General features: G+C 63.5%; 13 protein-coding genes and 1 pseudogene. 8 read left to right on the top strand and 6 right to left on the bottom strand.

The window, feature by feature from the left end:
- Positions 1–2 precede the first annotated feature (2 nt).
- Positions 3–1,868: a polysaccharide biosynthesis protein gene (locus AC6I9R_RS13885; protein ID WP_461426158.1), complete on the top strand. Its 1,866-nt coding sequence runs from the start codon at positions 3–5 to the stop codon at positions 1,866–1,868.
- Positions 1,869–1,886: 18 nt separating this feature from the next.
- On the opposite strand, the gene AC6I9R_RS13880 is transcribed toward AC6I9R_RS13885, so the two are convergent.
- Together AC6I9R_RS13880 and AC6I9R_RS13875 are read right to left on the bottom strand one after the other, a co-directional pair.
- Positions 1,887–2,969 carry a Gfo/Idh/MocA family protein gene (locus tag AC6I9R_RS13880; protein WP_461426157.1) on the bottom strand — a complete coding sequence of 361 codons (1,083 nt, stop codon included), beginning with the start codon at positions 2,967–2,969 and terminating at the stop codon, positions 1,887–1,889.
- 21 nt (positions 2,970–2,990) lie between these two features.
- The gene (locus AC6I9R_RS13875; protein ID WP_461426156.1) at positions 2,991–3,713 is read right to left on the bottom strand and encodes a GntR family transcriptional regulator; all 723 of its coding nucleotides are present in this window, start codon (positions 3,711–3,713) and stop codon (positions 2,991–2,993) included.
- Between the two features lie 99 nt (positions 3,714–3,812).
- On the opposite strand from AC6I9R_RS13875, the pseudogene AC6I9R_RS13870 reads away from it, so the two are divergent.
- Both AC6I9R_RS13870 and AC6I9R_RS13865 read left to right on the top strand, forming a co-directional pair.
- Positions 3,813–4,968: pseudogene (locus AC6I9R_RS13870) on the top strand (LLM class flavin-dependent oxidoreductase).
- Positions 4,965–5,855: an aldo/keto reductase gene (locus tag AC6I9R_RS13865; RefSeq protein ID WP_461426154.1), complete on the top strand. Its 891-nt coding sequence runs from the start codon at positions 4,965–4,967 to the stop codon at positions 5,853–5,855. The pseudogene AC6I9R_RS13870 and the gene AC6I9R_RS13865 overlap by 4 nt, the downstream one beginning before the upstream one ends.
- A 65-nt stretch (positions 5,856–5,920) precedes the next feature.
- On the opposite strand, the gene AC6I9R_RS13860 is transcribed toward AC6I9R_RS13865, so the two are convergent.
- From AC6I9R_RS13860 to AC6I9R_RS13850, 3 genes are read right to left on the bottom strand one after another with little or no spacing between them, the layout of a single operon-like run.
- Positions 5,921–6,868, bottom strand: coding sequence for a glucokinase (locus AC6I9R_RS13860; protein WP_461426153.1), 948 nt, complete (start codon positions 6,866–6,868; stop codon positions 5,921–5,923).
- Positions 6,869–6,887: 19 nt separating this feature from the next.
- Positions 6,888–8,189: a GH1 family beta-glucosidase gene (locus tag AC6I9R_RS13855; RefSeq protein ID WP_461426152.1), complete on the bottom strand. Its 1,302-nt coding sequence runs from the start codon at positions 8,187–8,189 to the stop codon at positions 6,888–6,890.
- Between the two features lie 21 nt (positions 8,190–8,210).
- On the bottom strand, positions 8,211–9,248 hold the full coding sequence (locus tag AC6I9R_RS13850) for a substrate-binding domain-containing protein (protein ID WP_461426151.1): 1,038 nt from the start codon (positions 9,246–9,248) through the stop codon (positions 8,211–8,213).
- Between the two features lie 279 nt (positions 9,249–9,527).
- On the opposite strand from AC6I9R_RS13850, the gene AC6I9R_RS13845 reads away from it, so the two are divergent.
- The 5 genes from AC6I9R_RS13845 (at position 9,528) to AC6I9R_RS13825 (ending at position 16,030) form a co-directional block, all read left to right on the top strand.
- Positions 9,528–10,877, top strand: a complete 1,350-nt coding sequence (locus AC6I9R_RS13845) for an ABC transporter substrate-binding protein (protein WP_461426150.1) — start codon at positions 9,528–9,530, stop codon at positions 10,875–10,877.
- Between the two features lie 131 nt (positions 10,878–11,008).
- Positions 11,009–11,986, top strand: a complete 978-nt coding sequence (locus AC6I9R_RS13840) for a carbohydrate ABC transporter permease (RefSeq protein ID WP_461426149.1) — start codon at positions 11,009–11,011, stop codon at positions 11,984–11,986.
- Position 11,987: 1 nt separating this feature from the next.
- A complete protein-coding gene (locus AC6I9R_RS13835) occupies positions 11,988–13,208 on the top strand; it encodes a carbohydrate ABC transporter permease (RefSeq protein WP_461426148.1) in 1,221 nt (406 codons plus the stop codon).
- A 14-nt stretch (positions 13,209–13,222) separates the two neighbouring features.
- Positions 13,223–14,884: an alpha-amylase family glycosyl hydrolase gene (locus tag AC6I9R_RS13830; RefSeq protein ID WP_461426147.1), complete on the top strand. Its 1,662-nt coding sequence runs from the start codon at positions 13,223–13,225 to the stop codon at positions 14,882–14,884.
- A 12-nt stretch (positions 14,885–14,896) separates the two neighbouring features.
- A complete protein-coding gene (locus AC6I9R_RS13825) occupies positions 14,897–16,030 on the top strand; it encodes an ABC transporter ATP-binding protein (RefSeq protein ID WP_461426146.1) in 1,134 nt (377 codons plus the stop codon).
- An 84-nt stretch (positions 16,031–16,114) separates the two neighbouring features.
- On the opposite strand, the gene AC6I9R_RS13820 is transcribed toward AC6I9R_RS13825, so the two are convergent.
- Positions 16,115–17,293, bottom strand: coding sequence for a S41 family peptidase (locus AC6I9R_RS13820; protein ID WP_461426145.1), 1,179 nt, complete (start codon positions 17,291–17,293; stop codon positions 16,115–16,117).
- Between the last annotated feature and the right edge of the window lie 25 nt (positions 17,294–17,318).

The following is a 17,318-nucleotide window of genomic DNA, read 5'->3' as shown; positions in this document are numbered from 1 at the left end:
TGATGACCCTTAACTCCCTCTCCCGCCGCCATAAACGGTTCATGTTTCTCGCTTTTGATTGCGGGCTGGTGCCGATCGCGCTTTACTTGGCGTTTGCGCTGCGGTTCGGGACCGGGCTACCGCTTTCCCAGGCGCTGGAGTCCCTGCCTCTCTTTGCGGTGATGACACTCTTCGCACCGGTCCTGATTCTCGCGTTCCGTCTTCCCTGGATCAAGCTGACCGCGCTCGACATCACCTCGCTGTCGCGTATCGCGGCGGCGGCGGCGGTTCTGGGTGTCGCCGCGATGGCGACCAGCTATCTGCTCAGCCTGGGCGCGCCCCGCTCCGTGCCAATGATCTTCGCGGCGATGTTCTTCGGCCTTTCGGTCGTGGGCCGCACCGTTGTTTACCTGTTGCTGCAACACCCTTGGCGCCAGGACACCGGCGTGCCCGTGGCGGTCTATGGCGCGGGGGCTGCGGGCATTCAGCTGGCCACGGCGCTGCGCCAAAGCGAAGAGGTGCATCCCGTCACCTTCGTGGATGATAACCCCTCGCTTCACGGTCTGATCATTTCCGGCCTGTCGGTCGTGGGGCCGGGACGCCTGCGCCAGATGATCGACCAGGGGCAGGTCGCGCGCATCCTTGTGGCGATGCCGTCGCTGCCGAAACCGAAGCTGGACGTGCTTCTGGCGGAACTCACGGAATTGCCGTGTGAGGTGCAGGTGCTGCCCTCCTTCGTTGATCTGATCTCGGGCAAAAGCACCGAGATGAAGACCGTCTCGCCCGACGCGCTTTTGGGCCGCGACAAAGTCGACCTCGATGTGCCGGACATCGCCAAGGCCTATGCGGGCCGGTCGGTCATGGTGACGGGGGCGGGCGGCTCCATCGGGTCCGAGCTTTGCCGCCAGTTGCTGGAATGTAACCCCGCGCGCATCGTGTTTTTTGAGCGGTCCGAGCTGGCGCTCTACCAGATTGATCGCGAATTGCGCGCCAAAGCCATTGAGCGGGGCATCGACGTCGTCACGCGCCTGGGCTCTGTCACGGATCCGCGCCGGGTCAAGGATGTCATGGCCGAGGCCTCGGTGGAAATCGTGCTGCACGCGGCCGCCTACAAGCACGTCCCCCTGGTCGAAGAGAACGAGCTGGAGGGCGCGCGCAACAATACGCTCGGCACCCAGGTCGTCGCGGCGGCCGCGGAAGCGGCGGGGTGTGAGCGGTTCATTCTGGTCTCCACCGACAAGGCCGTGCGGCCCACGAACATCATGGGCGCCAGCAAGCGCATGGCGGAACTGGTGATCCAGGACATGGCCTCGCGCGCCACGGACACCCGCTTTTCCATGGTGCGCTTCGGCAATGTGCTGGGGTCCTCGGGCTCTGTGCTGCCGCTGTTCCAGGATCAGATCAAGGCCGGTGGCCCCGTGACCGTCACCCACGGCGAGGTGACGCGCTACTTCATGACCATCCCCGAATCCGCGCGCCTTGTGCTGCTGGCGGGTGCCTATTCGACCGGCGGCGATGTCTTCGTGCTGGATATGGGCAAACCGATGCGCATCGTCGATATCGCCAAGCGGATGATCCTGATGTCAGGCGCCACGGTGCAGGAAACCCCCGACGGGCCAGGCATCGCGATCGAGATCACCGGGCTTCGTCCGGGCGAAAAGCTCTATGAAGAGCTGTTGATCGACAGCGCCTCTATGGTCGGCACCCCGCACGAAAAGATCCTGCGGGCCGAGGAAGACCGCCTCAGCCAGATCGAAGTGGCCGCCATGATGAAAGAGCTGCGCGGGGCCATCGACACCAGCGACACCGACCGCGTGCGCCAGGCGGTTGAGGGCTTCGTGAAGGGCTATCACATCCCTGAGAAAGAAGGGACCGGCGCGGCACAATAGGCCGGGCCGCACCTTTCCTTACAAATCGATGGCGCGCCCGGTGCGCGCGCTTTCCTGCGCCGCCATCCCCATCCGCACCGCCGCGGCCCCGTCGCTCAGCGTGACCTGGGGGCTCGCTTGCCCCCGGATCACCCGCAAAAACTGCACATGCTGATAGTAGGTGGAGCCATGGTGGTCCCCCGCCGTCAGCAGCTGCTTGTCCACCGGCGTCTCATGGACCACACGGCCCGTCGTCGGCATCCGGGGGCTGACGATCACTTTGGGCATCGGCGCGGGACCAATGTCGAAGTTCCAGAACCGCGTGGGGCCGGGCACCCGCGCCTCGATCTTGCCGGCGGGACCCACGGCGGTGATCTCTTCCTGATACTCGCTGCCCTCGGCGAACATGCACAGCTCCAGCATCGCGCGGGCGCCGCCGGCGAAATCGACGATGACATAGCCATTGTCCCAGATGTCCGGCACTTCACCTTCGTAGGTTTCGTTAAGGTGATTAACCGATTGCCCGGCGCTGGCCATGACCCGCACCGGTTCATCGTTTAGAATCAAGCGCATAAGGTCGAAGAAGTGGCAGCATTTCTCCACCAAAGTGCCGCCGGAATTGCGGTTGAACCGGTTCCAGTCCCCGACTTTTTCCAGAAACGGGAACCGATGTTCGCGGATCGTCAGCATCTTGATCCCGCCCGTCGCCTCTTCCACCAGCTCGCGGAACTTCGCGATGGGGGGCATGTAGCGGTACTCCATCGCCACCCAGATCGGTGCGCCGTAGGCCTCCAACGCGGCGATCTCGGCGGCATCGCCGGGGGCGGTATAAAGCGGCTTCTCGCACAGGATCGGCAGCGTCACCTGCGTGGCGATCTGCTTGAGTTGCCCGACGTGGCAGTGGTTGGGGGAAGCGATCACCAGCGCGTCCACGTCACCCCGCGCCAGCAGCGCGTCCAGGGTGTCACACCGTTCCGCGCCCGGCGCGGTTGCGCCCGCCTGGGCCGCCATCGCGTCATCGGGCTCGAAGAACGCCGTCACGGCAGTTTCCGCCAGAAGCGCGATGTTGCGGATGTGCTCCTGGCCCATCATGCCCGCCCCCACGAGGCCGTATCTTGTCATGTCCATTGTTCCTTTTTCGCCTCACGGCACCTTGGAGAAATACTGCGCGCGCGCCGGGTCGAACCACGTCCACGAGGCCTCCGCCGGCGCGCCGTGCTGGTCGTAGGCGCGCCGCTCGATGAAGCCCACCGGGGTGCCGGGGGCCAGGCCCAGTTCCGGCGGCGTCCAGTCGGGCAGGGGGGCGGCGCTGATCACGTCTTCGGCGTGCTGAATGTGCAGCCCCAGCTTCTCGGCATAGGTCCGGTAGAGCGATTCCGAGACAGTGCGCGCGTTCAATCCGTTGTCGTCATGCCAACGCAGATCCAGCCAGATCTCTTCCACCGCGACGGGGATCTCTGCCAGAAACCGCAGCCGCCGCATCCGGATACCGACATCGAACATGCGCCCCAGGTTGGGCAGAGTGTCGGGCTTCCGGGTCTTCCGGATGTCCAGAAGTTCCGCCGTGGGAAGGCCGCCGCCGATGTCCTTCAGCTCCAGCCGGAACAGCGCATAGGTGCCGATGTTCTTGTTGCCCCCCAGCACGTAATTGCCCGAGCCCTGGCGCCGCTCGATCAACCCGCGCTCCACCAGCAGGCCCAACGCCTTGCGCAGGGTGGCCACGGCCACGCCGTGCTCGGCGGCCATCGCGCGCTCGGGCGGCAGCTTTTCACCGGGCGACAATCGCCCGCCCCCGATGTCGATGGTCAGCGCCTCGGCGATGCGCAAATAGGTCGGCAGCGCGCCCGATGTGCGGGTCTCGGTCATGCCGCCCTCCCGTGCGTTTGCCGAAATTGATATACCATTGATATACCCTGTTTGGATTGCTACGCCTTGTCTGTGCTAAGATCAAGGGAGGGCGCGCGCATGACGGTGGTTCCGGTCACATCAGCAGATCTCGACGCGGCGGAGGTCAGCTGGTTCGCGGCGCTTTGCTCGGACGACTATGAATTTCTGGGCGTCCCGGACGGCAAGTTGCGATCCTCCTGGGAGCATTGCAGCGGCCTGGTGAAAGAGGCTGAGGCGCAGGGCTTCCGCAATATCCTCTGCCCCTCGTCTTACCAGGTGGGTCAGGACACGCTGTCGTTCGTCGCCGGATGCGCTCCAATTACCAGCAAAATCAACATGTTGGCGGCCGTGCGCTGTGGCGAGATGCAGCCGATCATGCTGGCGCGCACCCATCGCGACCCTCGACCACATGCTGGAAGGTCGTTTAACGGTAAACATTATTTCCAGCGACTTCCCCGGCGAAAAGGCCGAAAGCGGCTATCGCTACCAACGCTCGCGCGAGGTGGTCGAAATCCTGAAGCAGGCCTGGACCCGGGACGAGATTAACTACACCGGAGAAGTCTATGATTTCCAAGGATTAACTACAGATCCCGTGCGCCCCTATCAGACCGGCGGGCCGCTTCTTTACTTCGGCGGCTACTCCCCCGCCGCGCTGGAGCTTTGTGGCCAACACTGCGACGTTTACCTGATGTGGCCCGAGCCGAAGGAGGCGCTGGCGCAAAGGATGAAGGACGTCAACCAAGTCGCTGAAAAATATGGCAGAACCTTGGATTACGGTCTGCGCGTCCACATGATCGTGCGCGACACGGAGGCCGAGGCTCGGGAATACGCCGAACATCTGACATCGAAGCTCGATGACGAATACGGCCAGCTCATCCGCGAACGCGCCCTCGACAGCGGGTCGCTCGGCGTGTCGCACCAGGCTAAGGCCCGGGAATTGGCCGATAAATTCGGCTATGTCGAACCGCACCTCTGGACCGGGATCGGCCGCGCCCGCTCGGGCTGCGGGGCGGCGCTTGTGGGCTCCGCCGATCAGGTCCTGACCCAGATCGAGGACTACAAAAAGATGGGCATCCGCGCCTTCATCTTCTCGGGCTATCCGCATATGGATGAGTGCAAACACTTCGGGCGTCTGGTCATGCCCGAGCTGAAAACATGTTCAATGCCAGAGGCTTACGGACGCGTCCCGGCCTCGGTACCAGCAACGCCCCTCGGCGTGGGAGAGAGACGATGAACCGGGTCAATGTAGGCGGGGTCGACATGTCCCGCATCGTATACGGCATGTGGCGTCTGGGCGATGACCAAGATACCTCGGTTGCTCACGTGCAGGCCAAGGTCGAGGCCTGCCTCGCCCAGGGCATCACCACCATGGACCAGGCCGACATCTACGGCGGCTACGCGGCGGAAGAGCTGTTGGGCAACGCCCTGAAAGCCGCCCCCGCGCTGCGCGATCAGATCGAGATCGTGACCAAATGCGATATCGTGGCGCCCATCGGGATTCATTCTGACAAGCGGGTGAAATACTACGACACGAGCGCTGAGTACATCACCGCTTCGGTCGATAGGTCATTGAAATTGATGAATATTGACGTCATCGACCTGCTGCTGATCCACCGTCCGGATCCGCTCATGGACCACGTGGAAACAGGCGCCTGCCTCGACGCTCTGGTCGCCTCTGGCAAGGTCCGCGCCGTCGGCACCTCCAACTTCCGCCCCTGGGATTGGGACCTGCTGCAATCGGCCATGCAGACCCCGCTCGCCACCAACCAGATCGAGGCCTCCGTCCTCCACCACACGCCCTTCACCAACGGCGACGTGGCCTTCCACCAGCAACGCGCGCAACCGATCATGGCCTGGTCGCCGCTGGCCGGCGGCACGCTTTTCGGCGACGACGGCGCGGCGGTCCGCGCGGTGCTGGAGCGGATCGGCGTAGATCACGGCGTCGGCGCAGACGCCGTCGCGGTGGCCTGGTTGCTGCGTCATCCGGCGCAGATCATGCCAGTGATGGGGACCAACAACCTCAATCGGATCAACGGCTTGTCAGACGCTCTTAAAGTGACACTCGACCGTCAGGACTGGTACGAGGTCTACACCGCCGCCCTCGGCCACGAGGTCGCATAACGCTGCGAGGAGCGTTCGCACCCCCGGGGTGCGATAGCGAGGAGGGGTCGACCAAAAAGGGGCCGTCAGCCCCGTGCCAAATGGCTCGCACAGCCGGTTAGCGCCGCGTAATCGTCGCTGACCACCGAGACCCCGAACTGCTCCATAAAGGCCGAGAATCGGCCCTTGGACCGGAACGCCTCCGCAAACCCAAACTGCGCAAGGTGCGGCGCGAACGCGCGCGTCACGCCGCCCACAAGGAACACGCCGCCAAAGGGCAGATGCGACAACACCAGGTTGCCCGCGACATCGCCCAACACCTTCACAAACAGCGCGCCGGTGTCGCAAGCCAGGGCCTCGCCCTCGCCGATGCGGGCCAAAATGTCTGCGGGATCAATGACTTCGCCGTGAAGGGCGGCGTGTAGATGGCTTACGCCACGCCCCGACAGGACCTCTTCCACGGAAGGGTATCCGCCCGAGTCCGAGAGTTTGCTCAGCAGCGGATGCAACTCCGCGATGGAGGTCGGCAGGCTCACGTGGCCCGCTTCCGACGGCGGCACAAATCGCCCGCCTGCCGTGTCAAAGACCGGGCACGCGTTGAAGCCCGTCCCAAGGCCGATGACCAGTTTCGCGGCCAGATCCGTCGCGGGCGGCTGCGGCAAGACCTCGGCCAGATCGGCCGCCGCGATGTTGCCAATCGCATGGCCCTGGGCTTGCAGATCGTTCAGAACCGCCACCCGCTCGGCGGTCAAAGCCTCGGCCAGAACCGCCTTGTCGATGCGCCAATCCAGGTTTGTCAGCGTGCCGACACCGTCATGGACAGGCCCCGCCATGGCGACGCAAACGCCTGTAATCCAAGTATCATCCTGGCCACTGTCGGCCAGATACTGCGCAATGACCGAGCCGATGCCATCGAACTCAGCGTTGCGATAGCGCCGCACGCTGTCCACACGGACGCTGGTGGCGTTGGCCAGGGCCACGCGCGTGTTGGTGCCGCCGATATCGGCGACCAGCGAAAGGGCTGCGGGGACCATATTCAATTCCTTAACGGCGTTAACGCCACCAATCGGCTAACGCGTGATAGGACGCTTTGGGCGTCCTTGCCAAGGTCTCGAAGTCCACATGGACCAGGCCAAAGCGTTTCTCGTACCCCAGCGCCCACTCATAATTGTCCATCAGCGACCAGACGTAATAGCCCGCGACGGGCGCGCCCTCGGCCACGGCGGCCTGAACATTGCGCAGGTGATCGGTGAGGTAGGCGATCCGGTCCGGGTCCGGCGTGGTGGCCGAGGCCATGCCATTCTCGGTCACGTAAAGCGGCAGGTCGCCGGTGTATTCGCGCGCCGTGCGGGTCAGGAAATCACGCAAGCCCTCGGGATGTATCTCCCATCCCATATCGGTGAGCGGGCCCTGGGTGTCGGCGTAGGCGTAGGCGGGCCAGGGCTCATCCGTCGCCGAAATCCGCTTGCGCGTGTAGTAGTTCAGCCCCGCCCAATCGAGCGGGGATTGGATCGTGGCAAAGTCGTCCTGCCAGCCCTGGGGCAGGTGCGGCTCCAACCCCTCCAACACCTCCGCCGGGTATTCTCCCTTGAACAGCCCGCCTAGGAAAAACCGATTGTAAATCGCATCATACCGCCCCGCGGCGGCAACATCCGCCGCGCTGTCCGAGGCCGGGGTCGACCATTCAAAATTGCACACCGCGCCCAGGTTCTTCACGCCCAAAGCCTTCATCGCCTGAATGCTGCGCCCGTGGGACAACAGAACGTGGTGCATCGCGCGGGCCGTGGCGCGGATGTCGCGCAGGCCCGGCGCGTGGTGCCCCTCAAAATGCGACAGCCAGCTGACGCACCACGGCTCATTGATCGGCGCGGCGGACCAGGTGCGGTCGCCGATGCGGCCCATCACGGCCTCGGTGTAATCGGCGAACCAATTGGGCATGTCGGCATTGCGCCAGCCCCCTTCATCGGCCAGCGGCTGCGGCAGTTCCCAATGGTAAAGCGTCACCGCAGGGTCGATGCCGCGCGCCAGCAGCCCGTCCACCAGGCGGTCATAGAAATCGAGCCCTTCCGCATTCACTGGCCCACGCCCTTCGGGCATGACCCGTGCCCAAGACGCTGAAAAACGGTACACATCCGCGCCCAGGCCCGCGATAAGGTCCAGATCTTCGTCCATCCGGTTCAGGTGGTCACAGGCCAAGGCGCCGTCCTCGAACCGCACGACATTGCCGGGGGTTCCGGCGAAGCTGTCCCAGTGGGTCAGGCCCGCGCCGCCCTGGGCATGGCCTTCGATCTGGTAGGCAGAGGTGGCGACCCCGAAGCGGAAGCCGTCGGGGAAGTCGGCGCGTGTGAAGTTCATCGGTGGGGTTCCTTAACGGCGTTAACGTATGGGCGCGGGTCCGGTCGAGCGGCCGAGTGTCAGATCGGTTTCCCAAAGCTCCTGGATCGGCGGCTGGTTGGGATCGTCGATCAGGGCCAGAAGGATCTCGGCACAGCGCTGGCCTGCCGCGCGAATCGAGGATCTTGTGGCGGTAAACGCAGGCCCCTCGGGCGCATTAATGCCGTCGTTGTCCATATAGCTCAGCACATCGTCGTGGCAGATGATCGAGATATCGCGGCCCGTGCGCAGCCCGCGCTCGCCCGCCGCGCGGCGGATGCCAATGGCGGGGATGATCGAGGAGACGGCGAACGCGGTCGGCGCATCGTCCCGGTCCAGCAGGGCGCAAGCGGTGCGGTAGCCATATTGCTCGGTCATCACGTCGGAATGCATGAAATCGGGCTGCACCGGCACGCCCCGGGCCGCCATCGCCTCTTCAAACCCGCGCCGACGCCGCAGCGCGAAGTCGAGCGTCTCTTGCCCGTTCAAAAGGGCGATTCGGCGGTGCCCGAGGTCCAGAAGCAGATCCGTCGCGCGGCGAAACGCGCGGACGTTGGCCACGTCGAGCCAGCTGTAGGCGCCCGGCGACGCGGTCCGGCCATGGACCAGAAACGGCAGGCCCAACTCTTGTAGAAGAGGCACGCGGGGGTCGTCCAAGGTGGGCGCCTGCACCATCACCGCATCGACCGAGGCATTGGCCGCCATCTGGCGATACGCGGCCTCGGCCCCCTCGACCGGGACCATCGACAACAGCAGGTCATAGCCCTCGCGCGCATAGACCTCGCCCGCCCCGGCGATGAAGTCTGCGAAGATCGGGTTCACCAATTCTTCGCGTCCATTCAAGGGCATGACGTGGCCGATGGACATGGCGCGGCCCGTGGCCAGCCTGCGGGCGCGGGCGTTGGGCGAGTAATTCGCCGCCTTCGCCGCCTCCTGCACGCGCAGGCGTGTGGCTTCCCGCACCTCGGGGTAGCCGTTCAACGCGCGGCTGACAGTGGTTTGGCTTAGCCCGAGAGACTCGGACAATTCCCGAAGGTTCATGGTGCGGCGAGGTCCAAAGCGCTTAGAAGTTCGGCGAAAGTTACGCAAAGGGACGCGCGGATGTCAAAGGGTGAATATTGACGCGGGTAAAGTGCGACAAAGGAATTTCAGTTGATTTACAAGAAACGTCAGAGATGGATTGACAGGGATGGTTGCATGCGCAAGGGTGCCGCCACCCCAAAGCGCTTTGAAAAACGCGCGCCGGGACCTGAATAGAAAGACGGCCGCGGCCGGGTGCACCAAAGCGCCGGCGCGCGGCAAATGACTGGGAGGTCACCAATGAAGAAGATTTACCTGGCCAGCGCCGCCGCGCTGGCTCTGTCCGCAAGCGGCGCACTGGCCGATGGGCACATCAACCACATCTTCCCCGTGGGCGAGGGTGATTTCAACTGGGACAGCTACACCGCCTACGCCGACGCCTATGACCTGTCCGGTCAAGAGCTGACGATGACCGGTCCCTGGACCGGCGACGACGCGGAACTGGTAAACGCTGTGCTTGACTACTTCGAGTCCGCCACCGGCGCGACCGTCCAGTACTCCGGCTCTGACAGCTTCGAGACCGACATCGTCGTGGCGACCCAGGCGGGCTCTGCCCCCAACATTGCCGTCTTCCCGCAGCCCGGCCTGATGACGGACCTGGCCGCGCGCGGCTTCCTGACTCCGCTGGCGCCCGAGACCGCCGATTGGGTCCGTGAGAACTACGCCGCGGGCGAAAGCTGGGTATCCCTTGGCACCGCTGCGGACGCCGACGGGAACGAGGCGCTTTACGGTTTCTTCTACAAGGTCGACCTGAAATCGCTGGTCTGGTACTCGCCCGAGGCCTTTGACGAGGCGGGCTATGACGTGCCCGAGACCATGGAAGACCTGCTGGCGCTGAACGACCAGATCGTGGCCGACGGCGAGACGCCGTGGTGCATCGGCTTGGGTTCCGGCGGTGCAACGGGCTGGCCCGCGACCGACTGGGTCGAGGACATCATGCTGCGCACCCAATCGCCCGACGTCTATGACGCCTGGGTTTCCAACGAGATGCCGTTCAACGCCCCCGAGGTGATCAACGCGATCGAGACCTTCGGCACCTTCGCGCGCAACGGCGACTATGTGAACGGCGGCGTGGAAGCCGTGGCCTCCACCGACTTCCGCGAAAGCCCCCTGGGCCTCTTCACCTTCCCGGCGGAATGCTACATGCACCGCCAGGCGTCGTTCATCCCGACTTTCTTCCCTGAAGATGCGGACAGCGACTTCTTCTACTTCCCCGCGTTCGAGGGCGAAGACCTCGGCTCCCCGGTCCTGGGCGCCGGTACGCTCTTCGGCATCACCTCTAACAGTGAAGCCGCACAGGCGTTCATGGCCTTCCTGCAGACGGAAATCAGCCACGAGGTCTGGATGGCACAATCCGGCTTCCTGACACCGCACCAGGGCGTGAATAGCGATCTCTTCGCCTCTGACACTCTGCGTCAGATGAACGACATCCTTCTGGGGGCCACGACCTTCCGCTTTGACGCATCCGACCTGATGCCGTCCGAGATCGGCCAGGGCATCTTCTGGTCCGGCATGGTCGACTACGTCGGTGGCGAAGACGCCGCTTCCGTGGCGGGTCGCATCCAGGACCGTTGGGCCGAAATCCAGTAAGCCATTGATCTGAAAGACTGCCTCCGGCCCGCCATTGCGCGGGCCGGGTGGCCAAAACACCCGGTCTCAACGCAGACCCGTCTGGGCGCCACGTCACGGCCCACATCATTCTTCGGGGGGAGGGCGCGCGCATGTCGCCAGTCATTCAAGGCATCATCACCATCGTCATCGGCGTCGGCGGGTGTGTGGGCTACTTCTACTTCGCCAACCTGTTCCTCGATAAGGTGCTGTTCCCCGCGCGCGGTCCCAACGCGGGCCGCAACATCAACCGCGCCAACCAGATCCGCCCCTGGGTGTTCCTGTTCCCGGCGGTCTTCGCCCTTGGCCTCTACCTGATGTACCCCGTCGTGGGCTCTTTCTTCCGGTCGATGTACGACCGCTCGGGCACCGAGTTCGTGGGCGCGGGCAACTATGTGCGCCTGTTCAACAACCCTGATTTCCGCACCGCCTTCCTCAACAACATCCTCTGGGCGTTGTTCGTGCCGGCGCTGTCGACCTTCATGGGCCTTCTGATCGCGCAGCTCACCGACAAGCTGACCTGGGGCAACATCGCCAAGTCGATCATCTTCATGCCGATGGCGATTTCCTTTGTGGGCGCCTCGCTGATCTGGAAGTTCGTCTACGCGCAAGACCCCGACCTTGGCATCATCAACGCGATCCGCACCTCAATGGGCGGCACCCCGGTGGACCCGCTGCAAATCCCGTTCTGGAACAACTTCCTGCTGATGGTCATCCTGATCTGGATCCAAACGGGCTTTGCCATGGTGATCCTGTCGGCCGCCCTGCGCGGCGTGCCCGAGGAAACCATCGAGGCCGCGATCATCGACGGCGCCAACCCGTTCCAGGTGTTCTTCAAGATCAAGGTGCCTCAGATCATCGGCACCATTGTCGTGGTCTGGACCACGATCACCATCCTTGTCCTGAAGGTTTTCGACATCGTCTACACGATGACCGGCGGCAACTTCGGGACCGAGATTCTGCCGTCCTTCATGATGGATTTCATGTTCCGCGATGACGGGCAGGCGACCGCCGTGGCCTTCGTGATCATGCTGGTGGTTCTGCCGGTGATGATCTGGAACATCGTACAAGCCCGCAAGGAGATGCGTTAAAATGGATAACATTGCAGGGCAAAAGTCTGGCCTCTCCATCGTCACCAATGTGGCCGTGTTCCTGATCGTGCTGTTGTGGCTGATCCCGACCGTGGGCCTCTTCGTCTCCTCGTTCCGGGACCGCGATCAGATCAGCGCCTCGGGCTGGTGGCAGGCGCCGTTCTCGGTCGAACTGACCTACCGCACCCGCGCCGATGATGCGCCGACCCAGGACGGCGATCTCTACGTCGCCCAGGGCAACATTTTCGAGACCGGCGAGGTGCAGGATCAATTCACCTCGGGCGAAAACTCCATCGCGGCCTTCGGTCTACGCGGGCGTGAGCCCGGAGCCTTCCCCGCAGGCGAAACGGTGGAGAACCGCGATGGCGGCACCGTCGTGGTGAATGCCGACGGCTCCTACGTCTACACCTCGCCGGAACCCATCGATGACCGGGGCCCCAGGCTGTACTTCCTTGCCGAAACCCCGCCGGATTTCACCTTGGGCAATTACGCCGAGGTCCTGACTGGCCTGGATGAGGATGACCGCGCCCAGGAAATCGCGGCAGGCGCCAGTTTCGGAGAGCTTCTGTTTGAAGAGGCGGGAATTTTCCGAAACTTCATCAACACGTTAACCGTGACGATCCCGGCAACGATCATCCCGATCCTCATCGCAGCCTTCGCGGCCTATGCGCTGGCCTGGATGGATTTCCCGGGCAGGGGGCTTTTGATCGCCTGCGTCGTCGGCCTTCTGGTGGTACCGCTGCAACTGGCCCTCGTGCCACTGCTCAATCTGCACAACCAGATCGGCATCGGGCAATCGTTCCTCGGTATATGGTTAGCCCACACAGGCTTCGGCCTCCCGCTCGCGATCTATCTCTTGCGCAACTACATGGTCGGCCTGCCACGCGACATCATCGAATCCGCCAAGGTCGATGGCGCGACGGACTTCCAGATCTTCACCAAGATCATCCTGCCGCTGTCCTTCCCGGCGCTCGCCTCCTTCGCGATCTTCCAGTTCCTCTGGACCTGGAATGACCTCCTGGTGGCCAAGGTGTTCTTGCCCTCTACCGGCGACGCCCAGGTGATGACCGTGAAGATCGCAGACGATCTTCTGGGCTCGCGCGGCGGTGATTGGGGTATCCTTGCGACGGCGGCGTTCGTGTCCATCGCGATCCCCTTGCTCGTGTTCTTCTCCATGCAACGCTACCTCGTGCGCGGTCTTCTGGCCGGCTCCGTGAAGTAAAGAGTATCTTGCCCATGACCGCTCATCAGACCTTGTCCCAAGACCAGATCCTGGCCGCCGATGCCGATTGGTGGCGCGGCGCGGTGATCTACCAGATCTATCCGCGCAGCTATCAGGACAGCAACGGCGACGGGATCGGCGACCTCAACGGCATCACCCAGCGCCTGTCGCATATCCAAAGCCTTGGCGTGGATGCGATCTGGATCTCGCCCTTTTTCACCTCGCCCATGAAAGACTTCGGCTACGACGTCAGCGATTACTGCGACGTCGACCCGATGTTCGGCTCGCTCAGCGATTTCGACGTGTTGATCGAGACAGCCCATACCCTGGGCCTCAAGGTGATGATCGACCTCGTCCTGTCCCACACCTCCGACGCGCACCCGTGGTTTGCGGAATCCCGCGCGGATCGCACCAACGACAAGGCCGATTGGTACGTCTGGGCCGAGCCGAAAGAGGACGGCACGCCGCCCAACAACTGGCTCTCGATCTTCGGCGGCTCCGCCTGGCAATGGGACGCCCGGCGCGAGCAATATTACCTGCACAACTTCCTGACCACCCAGCCCGACCTCAACTTCCACTGCGACGCGGTGCAGGACGCGCTTCTGGATGTCGTCCGCTTCTGGCTGGATCGCGGCGTCGATGGCTTCCGCCTCGACACGATCAACTTCTACTTCCACGATGATGAGCTGCGCTCCAATCCAGCCCTCCCCAAGGACCAGCGCGATGACACCATCGCGCCCTCGGTGAACCCCTATAACCACCAGCTGCACCTCTATTCCAAGAACCAGCCCGAGAACCTGGCGTTCCTCAAACGCTTCCGCGCGGTGCTGGATGAATACCCGGCGGCGACTGCCGTAGGAGAGGTCGGAGACGCCCAGTTCGGGCTGGAGATCATGGGCCAGTACACGGCGGGCGATGACATGGTCCACATGTGCTATTCGTTTGAATTCCTGTCGAAAGAACGCCCCACAGCCGCGCGTTTCGCTGACGTGTTGGGCCGCATCGACGACAAGGCCCCGGACGGATGGGCGTGCCTGGCCTTCTCCAACCACGACGTCATGCGCCACGCCTCGCGCTGGGATCTCAGCCCGGCGGGCGCGAAAGCGTTAACGACGTTAATGATGTGCCTGCGCGGCTCGCTCTGCCTTTACCAGGGCGAAGAGTTGGGCCTGCACGAGGCCGATGTGCCGTTCGACGCCCTGCAAGACCCCTACGGGATCGAGTTCTGGCCCGAGTTCAAGGGCCGCGACGGCTGCCGCACGCCGATGGTGTGGGAGCCGTCCAACCAGAACGGCGGCTTCTCCGAAGGCCAGCCCTGGCTGCCCGTCAGCCACGAACACCTCGCCCAATCCGTCGCCGCGCAAGAGGCCGATCCCGGCTCGCTCCTGCACCATTACCGCCGCGCCATCGCCTTCCGCCACGCCCACAAGGCGCTGGTCAAAGGCGCCCACGCGGACGTCACGGCCTCGGGCGATATCCTGCATTTCACCCGCACCCAGGACGACGAGACGCTGTTCATCGCGATCAACCTCTCGGGCGAACCTGCGGCCATCGACGCGCCCCCCGGAAACTGGGTGCAAATCGGACAAGAACTCGGATCGACCGGCCCCGCGCCGGATGGAAAACTACACCTCGGCCCATGGCAGCCAGCCCTCGCGCTGCGTGTCGGTCATTAGGGAGATAGACGGATGGCAAACCTCAAACTCACCGATGTCGAAAAGACCTACGGCGGCACCGTGCAAGTCCTGCGCGATATCAATCTTGATATCGACCAGGGCGAGCTGATCGTCTTCGTCGGCCCCTCGGGCTGCGGCAAGTCCACGCTTCTGCGGATGATCGCGGGGCTCGAAAAGATCACCGGCGGCGAATTGGTGATCGACGACCAGGTCGTCAACGATGTCCCCCCGTCCGAACGCGGCATCGCCATGGTGTTCCAATCCTACGCGCTCTATCCGCATATGACCGTGCGCGACAACATGGCCTTCGCCCTGAAAATCGCGGGCGACAGCCCCGATCTGATCGATCAGAAGGTGAAGGCGGCCGCCGAAAAGCTGCAGCTGGAAAACTTCCTCGACCGTCTGCCCAAGGCGCTCTCTGGCGGTCAGCGCCAGCGCGTTGCCATCGGCCGCTCCATCGTGCGCGACCCCAAGGTCTACCTGTTTGATGAGCCGCTCTCCAACCTCGACGCCAGCCTGCGCGTCGCCACCCGCATCCAGATCGCGCAGCTCAAGGAAGAGATGCCGGATTCGACGATGATCTACGTCACCCACGATCAGGTCGAAGCGATGACGCTCGCCTCCCGCATCGTGGTCCTCGCGGGCGGTGGCGTGGCGCAAGTGGGCTCTCCGTTGGAGCTCTACGAGCGTCCAAATTCCACCTTCGTGGCCAAGTTCATCGGCTCGCCGGCCATGAACCTTCTGGGCGGCAAGATCGTCGGCACCGGCGCGGTCACGACGCTGGAAATGAACGAAGGCGGCGGCACCATCACCTCCAACTACCCCTCCACCGACGCCGACATGGGCGCCGTGGTCGAGGTCGGCATCCGCCCCGAGGATATGGTCGAAACCGACGCTTCCGATTTCGCCTTCCAGGCCAATGTGGAGATCACAGAGGCGCTCGGCGAAGTCACGCTCCTCTATTTCGAGAAATCCGCACCGGATCATGAGCCCGTCATCGGCAAACTCGCGGGCATCCACAAGAACCTGCGTGGTACTTCCGTGAAACTCGCCGCAGCCCCCGAAAAGGTCCACGTCTTCAAGGACGGCGTGTCGCTGCTCTACCGCGACCAGGATGTCTTCCTGCCGGGCGTGCAGCCGCACTAAAAACCGCTGCGAGGAGCGCAAGCGAGGAGGGGCGGTTTGCGCCCCAAGCGGCGAGGGCGGCTCTGCCCGCCACCGCCGCCGGCGCTAACCCAGGTCGTCAATCAGCCTGCGATACACGACATCTTGCGGCGCTCTATCGAAGGGCGTCGACACCCATTCCCGATCAATGTCCAACCTGCCGACCGGCACAATCTGACGCGCGATCTCCGGCGGCGTCGTAGGATCCACCGATCCCGTTTCCCAATCATGCAGCGCGGTCGAATAACGCACGAATGCGCCGCTGCAGGGCAATTCGATGAGCCCCCCTTCGGCAAAAAACCGAAGCCCGTCGCCCATGTCTTCCCCGATGATCGTCAGCTTGGCACCCAGCCGATGCTTCAAGATCGCGACAAAGACAATTGCCGCCGAGAAGGTGAACTTATCGATCAGCACCGCGCAGCCCCGTCGCCGCGCTGTGTCCGTAATGGCATCGATCAACGGCATCGTCAGAAGGAAATCGCCCCCGGTGTTGCCCCTGACATCCACCAATAGGACCTCGTCGCGGCGGGCCTGAACCCAGGCGGTGGCCTTATTGATCGCTTCGGGAAAAGCGCTTCTGTCGGCATCAAAGAAGCTCGGCAGCTTCAACGCGAAGCCCGTCTCGGCGCAATCGAAGATCTCCGCAAATCCCTTGAAATGCCACACAGGATCCACCTGGCCGTGCTCATTCCTCGGATAGAACTCGGACGCCGGTACAGCATCGCCGTGCGCCACCGTGATCTCCGCCGGTGTCCCGTCGGACCTTTGCAACAGATACCGAGTCTCCTTGCTGCTCGACCCAAAACCCAAATCAGCCAAAGCCGCGGGCCAGGCAAACAGAAGCGGTCCTATCACGCGCTGTCTCTGTCTTGTTCCCGCCAAAAGGCCCGCGCTTTCGCGCTCGATCCTTTCCACGGGAACACCGTTTATGGCGATCAGCCTACAGGGCGCAAATTCCGCGAATGGGGCGGACGTCTTGGTCAAAAAAGCCGACGTCCCGTAGCTCACAAACCGCAGCGGCAGGACCTCAATGGCGTCATTCGGGATCACCCGAGTGTGGCCATTGCCCGCCAGCGCCAAAAGGCGCATCGCCGCCAGCAAAAACCGCTCCGTCGCGCCCTCCGACGCGTACCTGCGAGCCACCTCCCCATGCGCAGCAATCACCCCCGGATCGACCGTGGCAAAGCTGGGGTCGGTCCGTTTCACAACGTCCAGAAGAGGTTCAAGGTCTTGGTTCAGCGACACAAATGACCCTAGCGCCAGTACAAAA

The sequence above is a fragment of the Gymnodinialimonas sp. genome (genome assembly GCF_059726805.1).
The sequence above is the reverse complement of the archived record's forward strand: the minus strand, read 5'-3'. Positions and strand labels throughout refer to the sequence as shown.

Coding starts and splice junctions, on each gene's coding strand:
- AC6I9R_RS13860 (WP_461426153.1), bottom strand. CDS start 6,868: ATGGTCCCCGCAGCCCTTTCGCTGGTCGCCGATATCGGCGGCACCAAC.
- AC6I9R_RS13845 (WP_461426150.1), top strand. CDS start 9,528: ATGAAGAAGATTTACCTGGCCAGCGCCGCCGCGCTGGCTCTGTCCGCA.
- AC6I9R_RS13850 (WP_461426151.1), bottom strand. CDS start 9,248: ATGAACCTTCGGGAATTGTCCGAGTCTCTCGGGCTAAGCCAAACCACT.
- AC6I9R_RS13830 (WP_461426147.1), top strand. CDS start 13,223: ATGACCGCTCATCAGACCTTGTCCCAAGACCAGATCCTGGCCGCCGAT.
- AC6I9R_RS13825 (WP_461426146.1), top strand. CDS start 14,897: ATGGCAAACCTCAAACTCACCGATGTCGAAAAGACCTACGGCGGCACC.
- AC6I9R_RS13880 (WP_461426157.1), bottom strand. CDS start 2,969: ATGACAAGATACGGCCTCGTGGGGGCGGGCATGATGGGCCAGGAGCAC.
- AC6I9R_RS13885 (WP_461426158.1), top strand. CDS start 3: ATGACCCTTAACTCCCTCTCCCGCCGCCATAAACGGTTCATGTTTCTC.
- AC6I9R_RS13840 (WP_461426149.1), top strand. CDS start 11,009: ATGTCGCCAGTCATTCAAGGCATCATCACCATCGTCATCGGCGTCGGC.
- AC6I9R_RS13855 (WP_461426152.1), bottom strand. CDS start 8,189: ATGAACTTCACACGCGCCGACTTCCCCGACGGCTTCCGCTTCGGGGTC.
- AC6I9R_RS13835 (WP_461426148.1), top strand. CDS start 11,988: ATGGATAACATTGCAGGGCAAAAGTCTGGCCTCTCCATCGTCACCAAT.
- AC6I9R_RS13875 (WP_461426156.1), bottom strand. CDS start 3,713: ATGACCGAGACCCGCACATCGGGCGCGCTGCCGACCTATTTGCGCATC.
- AC6I9R_RS13865 (WP_461426154.1), top strand. CDS start 4,965: ATGAACCGGGTCAATGTAGGCGGGGTCGACATGTCCCGCATCGTATAC.